Source organism: Hafnia paralvei, assembly GCF_020150375.1.
In the GTDB taxonomy this organism is placed as follows: Bacteria; Pseudomonadota; Gammaproteobacteria; order Enterobacterales; family Enterobacteriaceae; genus Hafnia; species Hafnia paralvei.
The window spans coordinates 4464873-4480648 of sequence record NZ_CP083737.1 but is presented as its reverse complement, the minus strand read 5'-3'; the positions used below and the strand labels follow the sequence as shown (position 1 = coordinate 4480648).

Here is a 15776-nt window from a genome sequence, read left to right as displayed (position 1 = left end):
CATGTTTGGGTGGATAAAAGCCCGAATTCTATCAGCCTCTCCTCTGGTGGGGAGAGGCGCTGAATCAGGCGGGTGGCAGATCGGTGCCATTGGTGGACTGTTACTGCTATCCAGTCTTGCAACTCATGCCGTTGCAGCCTGCGATTGGCCGGAATGGCAGCAGTTCAAACAGAATTACATCAGCGAGCAAGGGCGAGTGATTGACCCCAGCAGCCCGAAGAAAATCACGACCTCGGAAGGACAAAGCTATGGACTCTTCTTTGCGTTAGTGGCCAACGATAGGGCTGCGTTCGACAATATCCTGCAGTGGACACAGAACAATCTGGCGCAGGGCGATCTCAGTGCAAGACTTCCTGCTTGGCTGTGGGGAAGGAAAGATAAGAATCAAGAAGGCAAAGAAGAGTGGGGCGTTTTGGATACCAACTCAGCGTCTGATTCTGATTTATGGATTGCCTATTCGCTGATGGAAGCGGGGCGGCTATGGAAGGTGCGTAGCTATCAATCGCTCGGTGTCTTATTGCTTCAGCGCATCGCACGTGAAGAAGTGGTTCATTTGCCGGGATTCGGCGTCATGTTACTGCCCGGTCGTGTTGGCTTCGCGCATCCTCCGGTGTGGACCATAAACCCGAGCTATTTGCCCCCACAGTTGATGGCGCGTATGGCTCATTTTCATGGCCCATGGGCGGCGCTGCATAAGAATAACCAACGTCTGCTGCTGGCAAGCTCACCGAAGGGTTTTGTTCCCGATTGGATTGATTGGCGTAAAGGTAAGGGCTGGGAAGCAACGCCGGATAAGCCAAATGTTAGCGGGTATGACGCGATTCGTGTTTATCTCTGGGCAGGCATGATGGCCGATGAAGATCCCAACAAAGCCGTATTAATTAAACAGTGGCAACCCATGGCCACCATAACCGCTGAGCTAGGTTATCCGCCAGAAAGAGTTAATGTGGCGACCGGTAAAGCGACCGGATATGGCAATTCGGGATTCTCGGCGGCGTTATTGCCGTTTCTCGCTGGCTCACAGGCACAAGCCGTTCAGCGACAGCGGGTAAAAGATAATCCACTCAGTGACGACGCCTATTACAGCTATGTACTAACGCTATTTGGCCAAGGATGGGACCAACAACGTTATCGTTTTAATTTAAAAGGTGAGCTATTACCTCATTGGGACAGCAGCACATGCGTAAGTATCGCAACTTCTCATTAAGCGGGTTGAGTCTCTCGATCGGCCTATCTCTCGCGTCTATGACCGGTGTTTCTGTGGCCGCAGATACCGTCGTTTCTCCACAACAATGGTTGCTGGAGCAAATCCGTGTGGGTGAGGCCAGCCATCGCGATGATTTGGTGAAGCAGTCGCTGTATCGCTTGGAGTTGATTGACCCGAACAATCCTGATGTTATCGCTGCGCGTATGCGCCTAGCGTTGCGTCAGGGAGATCAGCAGCTTGCACAACAGCAGTTGGATAAATTAAAGACGCTGGCACCGAATTCTGAGGCTTACAAACAAGCCAAGATGAATATGGCACTAACCACACCGGAAGGCCGTCAGCAGCTACAGCAGGCACGTTTATTAGCTACCGCGGGGCATGTTCCGGAGGCTATTGAGGCTTATCAGAAATTGTTCGATGGTACGCCTCCCTCGGTGGATTTAGCGGTGGAGTATCTGCGGGTGGTGGCGCGCCAGCCAGGGCAAGAAGCCAACGTGATTAATCAGCTCGAAACGTTGCGCAAAAGTAATCCCGGTAACGGTGAATTGCAACGAACGTTGGCCAGCATGCTGTTAGGCACCAATCAAACGCAGAAAGCGTATGCGGTGCTGGAGAAAATGGCCGCTAACGACAGTACGCGCGGCGATGCTGCGGATTTGTGGATGGGAAGCATTAATCAGCAGCCTGTGAGCGCACAAAGCGTAGCCGCGTTGCAGCGTTATCTGACCGTGTTTGGGCAAGATCCATCTGCTGCCGATGCACGTAAAAAACTGGCTGACCAACAGAAATTGCTAACGGATCCCGCGTATGTTGCTCGTTCCCGTGGTTTGGCGATGGTGGATTCTGGCAAAGGGGGCGTTGCCATCCCTGACTTGCAGAAAGCGCTGGTGGCGAAACCTAATGATGCGGATGTATTAGGCGCTTTAGGTCAAGCCTATGCACGACAGGATAATCGACCGAAGGCATTGGAGTATTTCCAACGCGCGCTAAAAGCGGATTCTACGGGTTATGACCGTGATAAATGGCTCAGCTTAATCAAGAGTAACCAGTATTGGCTGGCGATTCAGTCCGGCGATAAAGCGTTAAAGGCCAACCAGCTCGATAGTGCTCAGCAAAAATATCAGCAGGCCCGCGGTATCGATAATACGGATAGCTACGCGCCATTAGGGTTGGGCGATGTTGCCGTTGCTCGCAAAGATGACGCCAGCGCGGAACGCTATTATCAGCAAGCACTTCGTCTGGATTCAACCAACAGCAGCGCGGTTCGTGGGTTAGTGGGTATTTACCAACGACAGTCGCCAGAGAAGGCGCTCGCTTATCTGGATAGCCTATCGCGTGGGCAGCGAAATGCGATGCAGGGCGCGATAAATAGTATCCAAAGCGATGTGTTGCAGCAGCAGGCACAGGCGCTGGAACAACAGCAACAGTGGGCGGGGGCGGCCAGCAAGCTACAGCAGGCTTTGAAACTGTCGCCCAACGATGTGTGGTTAACCTATCGCTTGGCTAAAGATCTGCATGCGGCTGGCCGCACAGATGATGCTGACCGCGCTTTTAGCACCCTGGCGCAGCAGCTACCGGGCGATCCGCAGCAGGTTTATGCTCATGCGCTGTATCTTTCCAGTACCGATCGCGATCGTGCCGCGTTAGCTTTGGTGGACTCTTTGCCGAAAAGCAAATGGGATGCGGATATACACGAGCTTTCAGATCGTTTGCACTTTGGCGAGACGTTACAGAAAGCCCAAGATCTACGCGATGCGGGGCATGAAGACGAAGCGATTACTTACCTACGTCAGCAGCCGGCGAATACACAGGTGGATCTCACCCTTGCGGATTGGGCCATGGAGCGTGAAGATTACACCGTCGCCTTGGCGGGCTATCGAGATGTGCTTTTGCGTGAGCCCAACAATGCATCTGCTCATCTGGGAGAGATTGAAGCCTTTATTGCGCAAGGAGAGTTAGAACAAGCTCGCTCTCAGTTGCAGGCATTACAGCAGGAGAAACCGGCTGACGCACCGAGTATGAATACCGAACGCCGCGTGGCTGACGCGTGGGCATCGGTGGGAGATATGTCCAAGGCACAGGAAATTTTTGATCGCATTATACCGCAGGCGGCTAAATCGTCAGGTCAGGCCGGTGCGTTAGTGATGCGTGATGCGGCGCGGTTTGAGCAAAAACAGGGTCATCCCGATAAAGCTCTCGATTATTATCGCGATGCCATGGTGACTTCGGGTATTGCGCCAAGTAAACCACAGGACAACGATACCTTCACGCGTCTAACACGTAATGATGAGAAAGATGATTGGCTCAAACGCGGCGTGCGCTCTGATGCCGCCGATCTTTATCGTCAACAGGATGTGAACGTTACGCTGGATCACGATTACGCTCGCTCAAGTGGCACAGGGGGTTATTCAGACCTCACCGCTAATACCACCATGTTGCAGATGGACGCACCGTTATATGACGGGCGCATGTTCCTCCGCACGGACATCGTGGATATGCAGGCCGGTTCGTTTAAAGGTGGCACCTATAAAGAGAAATTTGGCACCTGCTATGTGAACGGTTGTAAACCAGGCAATAGCCAAAACTCTACAGGCGCGAGCTTGGCTGCGGGCTGGAAAAACGCCAATTGGGAAGGGGACTTCGGCACGACCCCGATGGGGTTTGATGTGGTCGATTGGGCCGGTGGACTCAGTTATAGCAGCGATTGGAATCATATTGGTTGGACGGTGAACGCGCATCGTCGCCCGATTTCTAGCTCATTATTGGCATTTGGCGGGCAGAAGGACGATCAGACAGGAACCACATGGGGAGGCGTGCGCCGTACTGGGGTCGGGATCAGTGGTAGCTATGATCGCGGCGAAGCAAACGGGGTTTGGGCCGATCTGAGTGCGGATCAGTTGACGGGGAAAAACGTCGAGGACAACAGCAGTATTCGCTGGATGGCGGGTTATTACTACAAGCTGATCAACGAAAATAACCGCCGTTTCACCGTCGGGCTCAGCAACATGATTTGGCATTATGACAAAGATTTGAGCGGCTATACGCTGGGGCAAGGTGGTTACTATAGTCCACAGCAATATGTTTCCTTTGGTGTGCCGGTGAATTACCGTCAGCGTACGGAGAATTGGTCGTGGGAACTTGGTGGTTCAGTATCTTGGTCACATTCAAAAACGAGCACGACCGATCGTTATCCGATTAAGAACCTGTTCCCTGAGCCGGATAAAAAGAATAACAAGTATACGGATAAATATGATACGGATAGCGGCAGTAGCAGTAGCGGGGTAGGTTATACGCTGCGGGCGATTATCGAACGCCGAGTGACCTCTAACTGGTTTATTGGCGCCGGTGTAGATATTCAGCAGGCGAAAGATTACACCCCAAGCCATGGTCTAATCTATATCCGATACTCGGCTGCCGGTTGGCAGGGAGATATGGATCTGCCACCAACGCCGCTTACGCCTTATGCTGATTTCAAATAATTAACTCAGCAGAAGGCTCTCAATGAGCCATTTGCGCATAAAAAGACCCGCTGTATTCTAATATGGCGGGTCTTTTTATTTTTTGGCTGTTCAGAAATTGGCTGAATTTGCGGTTAAAAATGGTGTAAAACACATCGGTTTAACACGATTACGCTTAAATCAGTGTAATTGTTTGTTAAAGAGTTCGGCTTTAGGGTTAAAAACCGATGTGATCAAGTATACTCTGGCGGGGAAATGGGCAGTTTTATTACTAGCCAACCAAACATGTCGCAATTTTTTAATGTTATCGGAGAGACAGTTTGCGAGTCAGTCGTTCCTTAACGATCAAACAAATGGCAATGGTGTCTATTGTGGCACTTATTACGATTTGTATTTTTGTCGTGATTCAGTTGTTCCACTTTGTGGACCAACGCAAGGAGGACTACGTCCAGCAACTGGAGAATTTGGCGCATTCGGTTCGTGAGCCTCTATCGGAGGCGATGCTGAATATGGACGCAGTGAGAGCACAGAAAATTCTCGATAGCCTCGTCCCTATCGGCATTCTCAGCCGTGCCGACGTCATGCTACCTAATGAGCTTCAAGCGCTTAAAGGGCGTTTTCCTCAGGCACGGGCAGTTCCTGAAGCCGTCATGCAGATCTTTGATCTGCCCGTTCAGGTTTCTATGCCGCTCTACGGAACTGAACGAAATATTGCCGCACGCCAGCCATCGTCTTATCTGGTGCTACAGGCCGATTCATTCCGTATTTACCAGTTTATTCTCTCGACGCTGTCAACCATGGTGTCGACGTATCTTCTGCTGGCCTTGATTTTAACGGTCGCGATTAGTTGGTGTATGAACCGACTGCTGGTGTATCCACTGAGGGCGCTGGCGCAAGAGTTGCGCAGCATGCCGTTGGATGCGCCTAATTTTCATCAGCTAACTCCACCTCCGCTACACGGTGATGATGAGCTGGGATTACTGGTGCGCAACTATAACCGCAACCAGCAGGCCTTGGAAAAAGCGCATCAGGCGATGAGCCGCATGTCGACGCGCAATCCAGTGACGAATTTGCCGAACATGACGCTGTTCGTTCCTTTATTAGAGCAACATTTACTGGTTTGTCGGAAAGAAAACTCAGGCATTGTTGTGATTAATATTTGTACTCTGCAAGAGGCCATGGGCGTTCTTGATGCCGCTCAGCGTGACATGCTGTTGAATTCGCTAATTTGTCGGCTGAAAGCCTGTGTCAGTGACTCTGATATGTTGGCTCAGATTAATCAGGATCGCTTTGTGGTCTTGGTACGCAACGTTGAGATGCCACATTCGCTGACGCTATTTGCTAAAAACGTGATGGATATTATCACCCAGCCGCTCGACTTAGGCGCAATTGCGATCAGGCCAACCGCCTGTATTGGGATTTCGCTTTATCAGCCAGATCCTAAGCAGCCGATTGATGCCAAGAGAGACGCAGAGCAGCTGCTGAGCCAGGCAAGTTCGGCAATGAATGTCGCGGCGCGTGAAGGAAAAAATCAAATTTTATTCTTTGAACCGACGCTGGCTCAAAAGGCCAAAGATCGGCTAACCAAAGAGACAGAGATTATGTCTGCCCTGACCCAAGGGGACTTTTCTCTCTACCTTCAACCGCAGATTGACCTTCGCACAGGACGTTTAGCTGGGGCAGAAGCACTAATCCGCTGGAACCGCCAAGACGGCGAACTGATGCTGCCTTCAGAGTTTATTCCTCTTGCCGAAGAGGTGGGTGGTATAGAAGCCTTAGGCGAGTGGGTGATCACCGAGTCGATGGAAATCTTATCGACATGGCAGAAACAGAATATCGGTGTGCCTATTTCTCTGAATGTTTCTGGTGTTCAGATTGCCAATCTTGGCTACGTTGAGCTACTCGAAAGAATGCTGCTTGAGTATCAACTTGATCCGCATATGCTTCATCTTGAAGTGACGGAAACCGCTTATATCAGCAACATAACTCAGGCTGCCGAAATGCTAGCACGGCTGCGAAAAATCGGTATTAAGATTGCGTTGGACGATTTTGGTATGGGCTACGCGGGCTTAAACTATTTGCAGCATTTGCCTGTGGATATTATCAAAATTGATAAAAACTTCGTCGATCAGATCCCTCATGATGATGCTCTTGTGCGAATTGTCGCGTCCATTGCGGAGGTTCTCGCTTTAGACGTCGTGGCGGAAGGCGTGGAATCTCATACTCAATGTGAGTGGCTGCTTAAGCACGGGATCTACTATGCGCAGGGCTATTGGTTCTCACCGGCGTTGCCACAAGATGAGTTTGAACGAAAATATTTCCTAATCTGATTATTCTCTTTTCGAAACAAATGATTATGGCCAGACTTCTGGCCATTCTCCCAATAAATCCCCTCTTTTTGTATTGATAACCCTTTTTTCATTGCGGGTTTGATGCGTTTCAGCTCATAAAAATGATAAAATTTGGTTACTAATTACAACATTGCATTTCCATATTGTTACGCCGGTGTTATTTTGCGTCCAACGCAGTACAGAGTCATATAAAGGAAGGTTGTACTAGGTGTAACCCTCCTTTGGTGCGTTGTATCTGATGCGTGCGTACCCGATAAGGAAGTGAATAATATGAAAAAAAATATCTTTAAAAGCCTTTATTTCCAGGTGTTATTAGCTATTTCACTGGGGATATTACTGGGCCATTTCTACCCTGACCTCGGCGCACAGATGAAACCTCTGGGCGACGGATTTGTTAAACTCATCAAAATGATTATTGCGCCAGTTATCTTCTGTACGGTGGTAACTGGCATTGCAGGTATGGAGAGCATGAAGGCGGTTGGCCGTACTGGCGCAATTGCTCTGCTCTATTTTGAAGTTGTCAGCACCATCGCGTTAATTATCGGTCTGGTCATTGTGAACATCGTTCAGCCAGGTGCTGGGATGAACGTCGATCCTGCCGCGTTAGATGCTAAGGCCGTGGCGGTGTATGCCGATCAGGCTGCGCAGCAGGGGCTGGTGGCGTTCATTATGGATATTATCCCCGGCAGCGTTATTGGCGCTTTTGCTAGCGGTAATATTCTTCAGGTCCTGTTATTCGCCGTGATGTTTGGTTTTGCACTGCATCATTTAGGTGAAAAGGGTCAGATGATGTTCAACTTCATCGATAGCTTCTCCAAAGTTATCTTTGGCATCATCAATATGATTATGAAGTTGGCTCCGATAGGTGCATTTGGTGCCATGGCCTTCACCATTGGTAAATACGGCGTTGGGACACTGGTACAACTGGGGCAGTTGATTGTCTGCTTCTATATTACCTGTGTACTGTTCGTGGTGTTTGTGCTCGGCTCCATTGCGAAAGCGACCGGATTCAGCATCTTCCGCTTCATTGCCTATATCAAAGAAGAACTGCTGATTGTACTGGGTACATCGTCATCTGAGTCTGCGCTGCCGCGTATGCTGGATAAGATGGAGAAAGTCGGGTGTAAAAAATCGGTAGTCGGTTTAGTCATACCGACCGGATATTCGTTTAATCTGGATGGTACGTCGATTTATCTCACGATGGCGGCGGTGTTTATTGCGCAGGCTACTAACTCCCATATGGATATCTGGCATCAAATCACTCTTCTAGTGGTGTTACTGCTCTCTTCCAAAGGGGCGGCTGGTGTAACCGGAAGCGGATTCATCGTTCTGGCGGCGACAATTTCTGCGGTAGGTCATCTGCCAGTGGCGGGTTTGGCGCTGATTTTAGGTATTGACCGCTTTATGTCCGAAGCTCGTGCGCTGACCAACCTGATTGGAAATGGTGTGGCAACTATCGTCGTAGCTAAACGCGTTCGTCAACTGGATGAAAACCAAATGAGAGCGGTTTTAGGTAAAAAAGACCGCAGCGCAACGCAAACTCAGACGCTATAACCCTCCTACTTCTCGGTTTTTGTTACCGAACATGACGGATTGCCCCCATTCGCTTGATGCGAGCGGGGGCATCTTTATAATGTGCCCATTCATTTCTACAACCGCTGACTCTTCATGTGTGAGTTACAGATACGTTGGCAATAGATGTTTGCCATCTTCCTGAGACTCTCGTTATCTTGGTTTGGCGTTGTTTAGAATTTTTTTTCTCTCTGTCAGGAGACATAAGCCTACTCTCGTGGTCTAAAAATCGATGTTTGACTCATCACACTGAGTTAGCCGTTGTTATGGGCCAGATAGGTCATCTTCCTCAGGGGAATTCGTACATTATTGTCAGTATTTAGTAGGGGTTCACATGCAAGGCACCAAAATTCGGCTTATGGTTGGTGGATTGTTGCTGGCAGCGGCCAGCAGCACTGTGCATTCTGAAGCACTACAGCCCGATCCTGCGTGGCAGGAAGGAAAACTAGATAATGGTTTTTCATGGCAGCTGCTCGCCACGCCACAGCGCCCATCCGATCGGATTGAATTGCGTATGATTGTGAGCACTGGCTCACTTGTAGAATCAAGCCAGCAGGTGGGGTTTGCCCATTTGCTGCCACGCTTAGCATTAACACACAGCGATAATTTCACCGCCAGCCAATTACAATCGTTCTGGCAGCAAAGTATTGACCCTCAGCGCCCATTGCCTCCGGCGGTGAGCTCTTATGATTACACCGCTTACAATCTTAGCTTGCCTAATAACCGTCCTGAACTGCTGAAGGATGCTTTGCAATGGTTAGCCAATACGGCAGGTAAGCTACAGATCGATAATAATACGGTGATTAGCGCGCTGCAGTCGCCGGAGAATCTCGTGGCGACATTGCCTTCTGATGTTAATGATCCTTGGTGGCGGTTGCGTCTCAAGGGGTCAACGCTGTTAGGACATGAGCCTGGTCAAGGACCGAACCGACCGGTTGATACTCAACTGCTGAAATCGTTTTATCAGCAGTGGTATACGCCCGATGCTATGACCCTGTATGTGGTGGGGAATGTAGACTCCCGCTCGTTGAGCGAGCAGATCAATAAGGCTTTTGCTGAGTTAAAAGGTAAGCGTGAAACGCCTGCGACTCTGCCAACGCTCGCACCGTTGCCAAACACCCCCATTAATCTGATCGCTGATAATGCACAGCAAGACACGTTGTCGATCACATGGGATGTTCCTTGGCAACCGATCCGCGATTCTCAGGTTCTACAGCGCTACTGGAAAAGCGATTTCGCGCGTGAGGCTCTGTTTAGCCATCTGCAGCAGGTTTTAGCTAACAGCGATCTGAAAGGTTCGGTAAACCTGATGTTTGATTGCCAAGTGCAATATCAGCGTTCGCAATGTGCTATCCATCTGGCAACCACTCAGGCGAATTTGAATAAGGCTCTGAGCTTTATTGCGACCGAAATGTCTGCGGTACATGACGACGGTATTACTCAGCAAGAATTCGATACCATCGTTGCGCAGAAGAAAGATCAGCTCACGAAGCTTTTTGCCACCTATGCGCGCACCGATACTGATATTCTGATGAGTCAGCGTTTACGCTCTCAGCAAAGCGGCGTCGTGGATATTTCTCCTGAGACCTACCAGAAGCTGCGTCAGGATTTCTTGGCGACGCTCACGCTGGACGATCTAAACCAAGAACTGCATAACCAACTTTCCCGTGAGCCAACGTTAATCTTGCGCCAACCGCGCGGAGAGCCGGAAGAAAACGTGAAAGCGTTGCGTGATGTGTATAGCAACATCATGGGATTGAATATGGAAGATGCGGCTGCGGCGGCTGATGCGATTCCAGAAGATACCTCTTCTGCACCAGCGTCACAGACGGATCCGGCTGCGAAAGAAGAACCGACTTCAGCCCAGTAGCCTCTATATTCACGCTAGTCTCTGAAAAGGGACTAGCGTGAAACTTGTTAGTGGCGGGTATTTTAGCGAGGCATCGCGTCTTGCGGGATAATGGCTCCACGGTACTGAATGACGGTGCTGGCGGTTTGATGTCCACGTAGCGCGGCAGCAGCAGGTTCGCCACCGAGCAGACGCACAGAAAGATAGCCGGCGCTGAATGAGTCACCTGCGGCGGTGGTATCGATGACCTTATCTTTTGGCAGTTTGAGGGCGGGCACATCGACGGTTTGGCCTGCGGCTGAAACGATGCAGGAATCTGCTCCGCGCTTAATCACCACCTCGCTCACGCCAAGCGCATGAGTACGTGCGATCACTTCATCAACGGGCTTTGCGCCCCACAGCAAATCTTCGTCATCCAACGTTAAAAAGGCGATATCAGTACAGGACAGCATCGCTGTATAGGCTGATTGCGTCTGTTCAACGCTTTGCCATAAACGTGGACGGTAGTTGTTATCGAAAATCACTTTTCCACCGTTGGCACGGCAGCGTTTTAATAATATTAGTAAGCGCTCACGACTATTTTCGTTCAGAATAGCCAAGCTAATACCGCTCAGATATAGGTAGTCGAATTGTGCTAGCTGGTCACAGATCGCTTCGGCGCTATCGCTATCCAGCCAATAGCGGGCAGCGGCATCGTTGCGCCAATAATAGAAAGTACGTTCGCCGCTGGCGTCGGTTTCAATAAAATACAGGCCTGGCAGTTTGTTCTCTAGGCGCTGAGTGAGCTCGGTTTTGACTCCCTCATGTTGCCACGCATTCAACATTTCATCGCTGAATGTATCGGTACCCAGCGCAGTGACATAATGTACCGCAAGTTTGGATTCTGGCACCTGACGGGAAAGGTAAACGGAGGTATTCAGTGTGTCGCCACCAAATCCGCGGGAAAGATCCGCGCCTTTTTGCGACAGTTCAATCATACATTCACCGATAACGGCAATTTTTGCACTTGAGTGTGAAGCAGTGGTCATGAAGAAAAGCCTGTTTTATTGAGGATAATAAAGACGCAATAGCCTTAGTTTCCCCGTTGGAAAACCTATCGTCAATATAAATAAAACAGTGTTCTATTTTTATATGATATGGATCTAAAAATAGTGAGAGAGCTTCTGAATACCTCCCCCGAATGCAGGTAGGCAACGCTGGATTCGGGGGGGCAGATAAACTATTTTTTCTTGCGCAGTTCCGTCACGCTTTTACCGCCGATCCCCCAATTGTCGGTTTCAACCTCTTCGATGATCACGACGGTCGTCGCCGGATTTTTCCCCATAGTGTCCACCAGTAACTGAGTGACGCCCGCGATCAGGGCTTCTTTTTGCTCGGCGGTGGCGCCTTCACGAGTGATTTTGATATTAACGAAAGGCATATTGATACTCCATCTGTCGAAAGGTGAGTCGATTAATTCCCATACAATGAACACGCTGCATATCGGTTCTATCCCCAAAATAATTGGCGTTGCATCAAGTCGGCAAGCGAGTGACAAATTCGTCGGGAACGAATTTGTCTAGCCAACACAGGTGCAATTTCAAGTACGACGGGTGTATAGCGATAGAACCCTAGTTAGGGTAGCTCATTTGCTAAACTCCGTGATACCCGCCATTATTTAATCGGCAGTGACTAAGCTAACAGGAAACTCGGTTAAAGATTTGAGGCCTCCTGCCGATAATTGCCTTTGTTAATTGTCCGTTTGGACGAAGAGTGATTCTCACAAGGTGTATGCGGATGGTGGACACATGAAAATTGGCAAGATGATGGCCACGGGGTGGATGGTGCCCCCGTTGCCCCCACTGGAGCTCAATCAAGAAAAGAGCTACTGGAGTCAGTGCCAGAGAATGTATACTTTCCAACCCATTTATTGCACCAGCGGCGTACTTCTGGCAATAGAACTACTTACTGCCGTGCATCATCCTGAAAATCCCGATTGCCGTTTATCCCCAGAAGACTATTTTGAACATATTTCTGAGAGCTTGCGTCAGGACGTGGTGCTGGAGCAACTTAGATTAATCTACCAATGGCACGGTTTTATTCAGCAGTGCGATCTGCTTGTTTCCGTTAACGTCGATGGCCAAACGTTGCAATCTTTACAGTTGCAGCCTGAAGCGCGTGAACTGTTGGATCACATGCCATATCTGCGGTTTGAAATGGTAGAGCACGCTTATGCCGCGCTGACGATGCCTATTCAATCGTTAGAAGACGTACACCGTTTATGGCTAGATGATTTTGGTAGCGGGTTGGCTAATTTCTCCTCGTTGATGGAGTGCCGCTATGAGTTTGTAAAGCTCGATCGCGCCCTATTTTCGTTTTTACGTGAAAGCCATGAAGGGATCCGATTATTTTATGCATTAGTAGCGCTGATGAGTCGCTATGCCAAAGGTGTGATTGTTGAGGGCGTCGAAACTTCCCAAGAATGGACACTGGTCAAACGCTCAGAGGCTTGCGCAGCACAGGGTTATTACCTTTCCCGTCCCAATCCATTTGATTTTTTGCATCAACTTCCTATGCGCTTTAGCGAATAGCTCATCTTCCGCTTTAGCCTGTAAACAGGCGTATTTCTAAAAATTAACCTATTGTTATGTGTGGGAAACGACACTTTTAGGTTAAATATTTAGGACATGCCAATGACCAGAACAAAAAAAACTCTGAGTTGGTTAGCAGGGATCGTTGCTTTGGTGATCGTCGGGATCGTTATCTTTGTGATCACCTTTGACTGGAATCGACTCAAGCCAACTATCAATCAGAAAGTCTCAACTGAGCTTAACCGTCCCTTTGCTATCCGTGGCAATCTGGGGGTTGATTGGTCGCGGCCTGCAGATGAAACCGGCTGGCGCTCTTGGGTGCCTTGGCCTCATGTTCATGCTGAAGATATTGTTTTAGGTAACCCCGCTGATATTCCTGCAGTATCTATGGTATCGCTCGAGAGAGTTGATGCCAGCCTCTCTCCGCTGGCTCTGCTGGGCAAGCAGATTTATATCCCTCGAATTAAACTCAAACAGCCAGATGCATCGTTGCGCAGGTTGGCAAATGGTAAGAATAACTGGACCTTTGAGCTCGCGAACGCCTCTAACGAGGGTCAGCCTAAAGATCAAAAATCGGCTTGGTCTTTCAAGATCGACGACATTGTCTTTGATCAGGGGAAGATCGCTTATGACGACGCAATGATCGGTGCAAAATTCAAAGCGACCATCGATCCGTTGGGCAAACCTCTGCCATTTAGTGAAGTGGTGGGCGATAGCAGCTCTGCGAAAAAAGTGGCGAGTAAGAAAGCACCGGATTATGTCTTTGGCTGGAAAGTGGATGGTACGTATAACGATGAGTCACTTTCGGGCAGCGGGAAGATTGGCGGAATGCTGGCGTTACGCGATCCTGATGGATTATTCCCATTACAGGCTGATGTTCGTTCGGGAAAAACGCGTGTAGCGGTCGCTGGTACGCTGAGCGATCCACTCAATTTAGGCGCGCTGGATCTACGCCTGCAATTTTCAGGACAGAGCCTGAGCCAGCTGCATAAACTCACCGGCATCGTGTTACCGGATACGCCGCCTTACTCCACTGATGGACACCTTAGCGCAGAGCTTAAACGTGCAAAAGGCGCGATTTATCGTTATCAAAACTTCAACGGTAAAATTGGCGACAGCGATATTCACGGTAGCCTAACCTATCAGATGAGCAAACCTCGCCCTTCTCTGAGCGGGGAATTGGTTTCTAATCAGCTCCGCTTTGCTGATTTGGCTCCGCTTATCGGCGCTGATTCTAATCAAGAAAAAGCGAGCCGAGGCGAAAAAGCAACTCAGCCATCCGATAAAGTTCTGCCTAGGGATAAATTTGATACCAAGCAATGGTCTACGATGGACGCAAACGTCAAATTTACGGCCAAGCGCATTGAGCACGGAGAGTCGCTGCCGCTTAGCGATCTCTATACTCATCTCTCTTTAAATAACGGTACGTTACTCATGGATCCGTTACGCTTTGGCGTAGCCGGTGGCAACCTGAATTCAACGATTCGCCTTGAAGGAAAACGTACGCCGATGCGCGGTACGGCAGACCTTCACGCCCGTGGTTTCCAACTACAAAAGCTGCTGCCGAATGTTGAATCGATGCGTCGTAGCTTAGGACAACTGAACGGTGATGCCAAAATAAGTGGGACGGGGAACTCAGTGGCTGATTTGCTTGGTACTAGCAACGGCGATGTGCGCTTACTGGTTAATGACGGTGTAATAAGTCGGAACTTGATGGAGATAGCCGGCCTTAACGTGGGTAACTATCTGGTGGGCAAATTATTTGGCGATGATGAGGTCAAGATTAACTGTGCGGCGGCGGACATTGGCATCAAAAATGGTTTAGCCGCTACGCGATTGTTCGTCTTTGATACCGAAAATGCGGTGATAAATATTTCGGGTAACGTCAATTTAGCGACTGAACGGATGGATTTATCGATTGATCCTGAAAGTAAGGGAATGCGTGTTCTCACTTTACGCTCCCCGCTGTATGTGAAGGGAACCTTTAAGCATCCTGACGTCGGCGTTAAAGCAGGTCCTCTCATTGCGCGTGGTGTAGCAGCCGTTGCTTTGGGCGCTGTTGTTGCGCCTGCAGCAGCGTTGCTAGCGTTGATATCGCCAAGTGAAGTGGATTCTAATCAGTGTGGCGGCATGCTGAAAGGGATGAAAAAATAGTCAAACAGTCCATCTAAAATGGCAAGCCTAGAAATATGGGCTATGCTTTCTTGGTGTAACAACATGATTGTGTTGTTCATTTTTAATGCACACAGAAAACAAGGAAATGGATGATGAACGTATGGAATAAGGTCCTGTTAGCTTCGCTTTTTGGATTGGTTGTCGCAGGCTGTGATGATTCCACGAAGGTAGATGCCAACCTTGATAAAGCGAAAGATAACGCGGAACAAATCAAAGATGCTGCGGATAATAAAGCCGATCAGATCACCGATGCTGCAAAGCAGCAGGCTGATAAGCTGAAGAAAGAGGCTGACGCTCAGGCTGAGCAGCTGAAGGACAAAGCGAAAGCAATTAAAAGCGAAGCAGAAAAACGAGCGGATGCTATTACGGATGACGCGAAAGCTAAAGCCAATTCGCTAGAAAAGCAGGCTAAGCAGCAAAGCGATCAGATCGTTGAACAGGCGAAGAATATTAAAGACAGCGCTATTAGTGGTGCGAACGATCTGTCAGCCGATGCTCAGACGAAAACTCAGGCGATAAAAGACAGTATGAAGCAAAACCCGCCAGCACAAAGCGGTTCTGCTCCTGCAACAAATGGCAATCAATAACGTTAGA

10 protein-coding genes are annotated in these 15776 nt (G+C 49.3%); 8 read left to right on the top strand and 2 right to left on the bottom strand.

Annotated elements, in window-relative coordinates:
* Window position 1 precedes the first annotated feature (1 nt).
* The 5 genes from bcsZ (at window position 2) to K9N75_RS20720 (ending at window position 10458) form a co-directional block, all read left to right on the top strand.
* A complete protein-coding gene (bcsZ, locus tag K9N75_RS20740; protein ID WP_061059423.1) occupies window positions 2–1207 on the top strand; it encodes a cellulose synthase complex periplasmic endoglucanase BcsZ in 1206 nt (401 codons plus the stop codon).
* Window positions 1180–4686 (top strand): cellulose synthase complex outer membrane protein BcsC, encoded by a 3507-nt coding sequence (gene bcsC / locus K9N75_RS20735; RefSeq protein WP_224452065.1) that lies wholly within the window; start codon window positions 1180–1182, stop codon window positions 4684–4686. The genes bcsZ and bcsC overlap by 28 nt, the downstream gene beginning before the upstream one ends.
* 299 nt (window positions 4687–4985) lie before the next feature.
* The gene (hmsP, locus tag K9N75_RS20730) at window positions 4986–6995 is read left to right on the top strand and encodes a biofilm formation regulator HmsP (protein ID WP_020303552.1); all 2010 of its coding nucleotides are present in this window, start codon (window positions 4986–4988) and stop codon (window positions 6993–6995) included.
* Window positions 6996–7286: 291 nt separating this feature from the next.
* Entirely contained in the window at window positions 7287–8570 is a 1284-nt protein-coding gene (locus tag K9N75_RS20725; RefSeq protein WP_004091112.1) for a dicarboxylate/amino acid:cation symporter, read from the top strand.
* A gap of 352 nt (window positions 8571–8922) precedes the next feature.
* The gene (locus K9N75_RS20720) at window positions 8923–10458 is read left to right on the top strand and encodes a M16 family metallopeptidase (protein WP_224452064.1); all 1536 of its coding nucleotides are present in this window, start codon (window positions 8923–8925) and stop codon (window positions 10456–10458) included.
* Between the two features lie 62 nt (window positions 10459–10520).
* On the opposite strand, the gene kdgK is transcribed toward K9N75_RS20720, so the two are convergent.
* Window positions 10521–11465 carry a 2-dehydro-3-deoxygluconokinase gene (kdgK, locus tag K9N75_RS20715; protein ID WP_224452063.1) on the bottom strand — a complete coding sequence of 315 codons (945 nt, stop codon included), beginning with the start codon at window positions 11463–11465 and terminating at the stop codon, window positions 10521–10523.
* Window positions 11466–11656: 191 nt separating this feature from the next.
* Window positions 11657–11857, bottom strand: coding sequence for a 2-hydroxymuconate tautomerase family protein (locus K9N75_RS20710; protein WP_008815572.1), 201 nt, complete (start codon window positions 11855–11857; stop codon window positions 11657–11659).
* A 367-nt stretch (window positions 11858–12224) separates the two neighbouring features.
* On the opposite strand from K9N75_RS20710, the gene pdeH reads away from it, so the two are divergent.
* From pdeH to K9N75_RS20695, 3 genes are all read left to right on the top strand, one after another.
* A complete protein-coding gene (gene pdeH, locus K9N75_RS20705; protein ID WP_039189190.1) occupies window positions 12225–13007 on the top strand; it encodes a cyclic-guanylate-specific phosphodiesterase in 783 nt (260 codons plus the stop codon).
* A 102-nt stretch (window positions 13008–13109) separates the two neighbouring features.
* Window positions 13110–15161 (top strand): AsmA family protein, encoded by a 2052-nt coding sequence (locus tag K9N75_RS20700; RefSeq protein WP_008815570.1) that lies wholly within the window; start codon window positions 13110–13112, stop codon window positions 15159–15161.
* Between the two features lie 113 nt (window positions 15162–15274).
* Window positions 15275–15769 carry a hypothetical protein gene (locus K9N75_RS20695; RefSeq protein ID WP_020303553.1) on the top strand — a complete coding sequence of 165 codons (495 nt, stop codon included), beginning with the start codon at window positions 15275–15277 and terminating at the stop codon, window positions 15767–15769.
* Window positions 15770–15776 lie beyond the last annotated feature (7 nt).

Coding starts and splice junctions, on each gene's coding strand:
- bcsZ (WP_061059423.1), top strand. CDS start 2: ATGTTTGGGTGGATAAAAGCCCGAATTCTATCAGCCTCTCCTCTGGTG.
- bcsC (WP_224452065.1), top strand. CDS start 1,180: ATGCGTAAGTATCGCAACTTCTCATTAAGCGGGTTGAGTCTCTCGATC.
- K9N75_RS20725 (WP_004091112.1), top strand. CDS start 7,287: ATGAAAAAAAATATCTTTAAAAGCCTTTATTTCCAGGTGTTATTAGCT.
- K9N75_RS20720 (WP_224452064.1), top strand. CDS start 8,923: ATGCAAGGCACCAAAATTCGGCTTATGGTTGGTGGATTGTTGCTGGCA.
- kdgK (WP_224452063.1), bottom strand. CDS start 11,465: ATGACCACTGCTTCACACTCAAGTGCAAAAATTGCCGTTATCGGTGAA.
- K9N75_RS20710 (WP_008815572.1), bottom strand. CDS start 11,857: ATGCCTTTCGTTAATATCAAAATCACTCGTGAAGGCGCCACCGCCGAG.
- pdeH (WP_039189190.1), top strand. CDS start 12,225: ATGAAAATTGGCAAGATGATGGCCACGGGGTGGATGGTGCCCCCGTTG.
- K9N75_RS20700 (WP_008815570.1), top strand. CDS start 13,110: ATGACCAGAACAAAAAAAACTCTGAGTTGGTTAGCAGGGATCGTTGCT.
- K9N75_RS20695 (WP_020303553.1), top strand. CDS start 15,275: ATGAACGTATGGAATAAGGTCCTGTTAGCTTCGCTTTTTGGATTGGTT.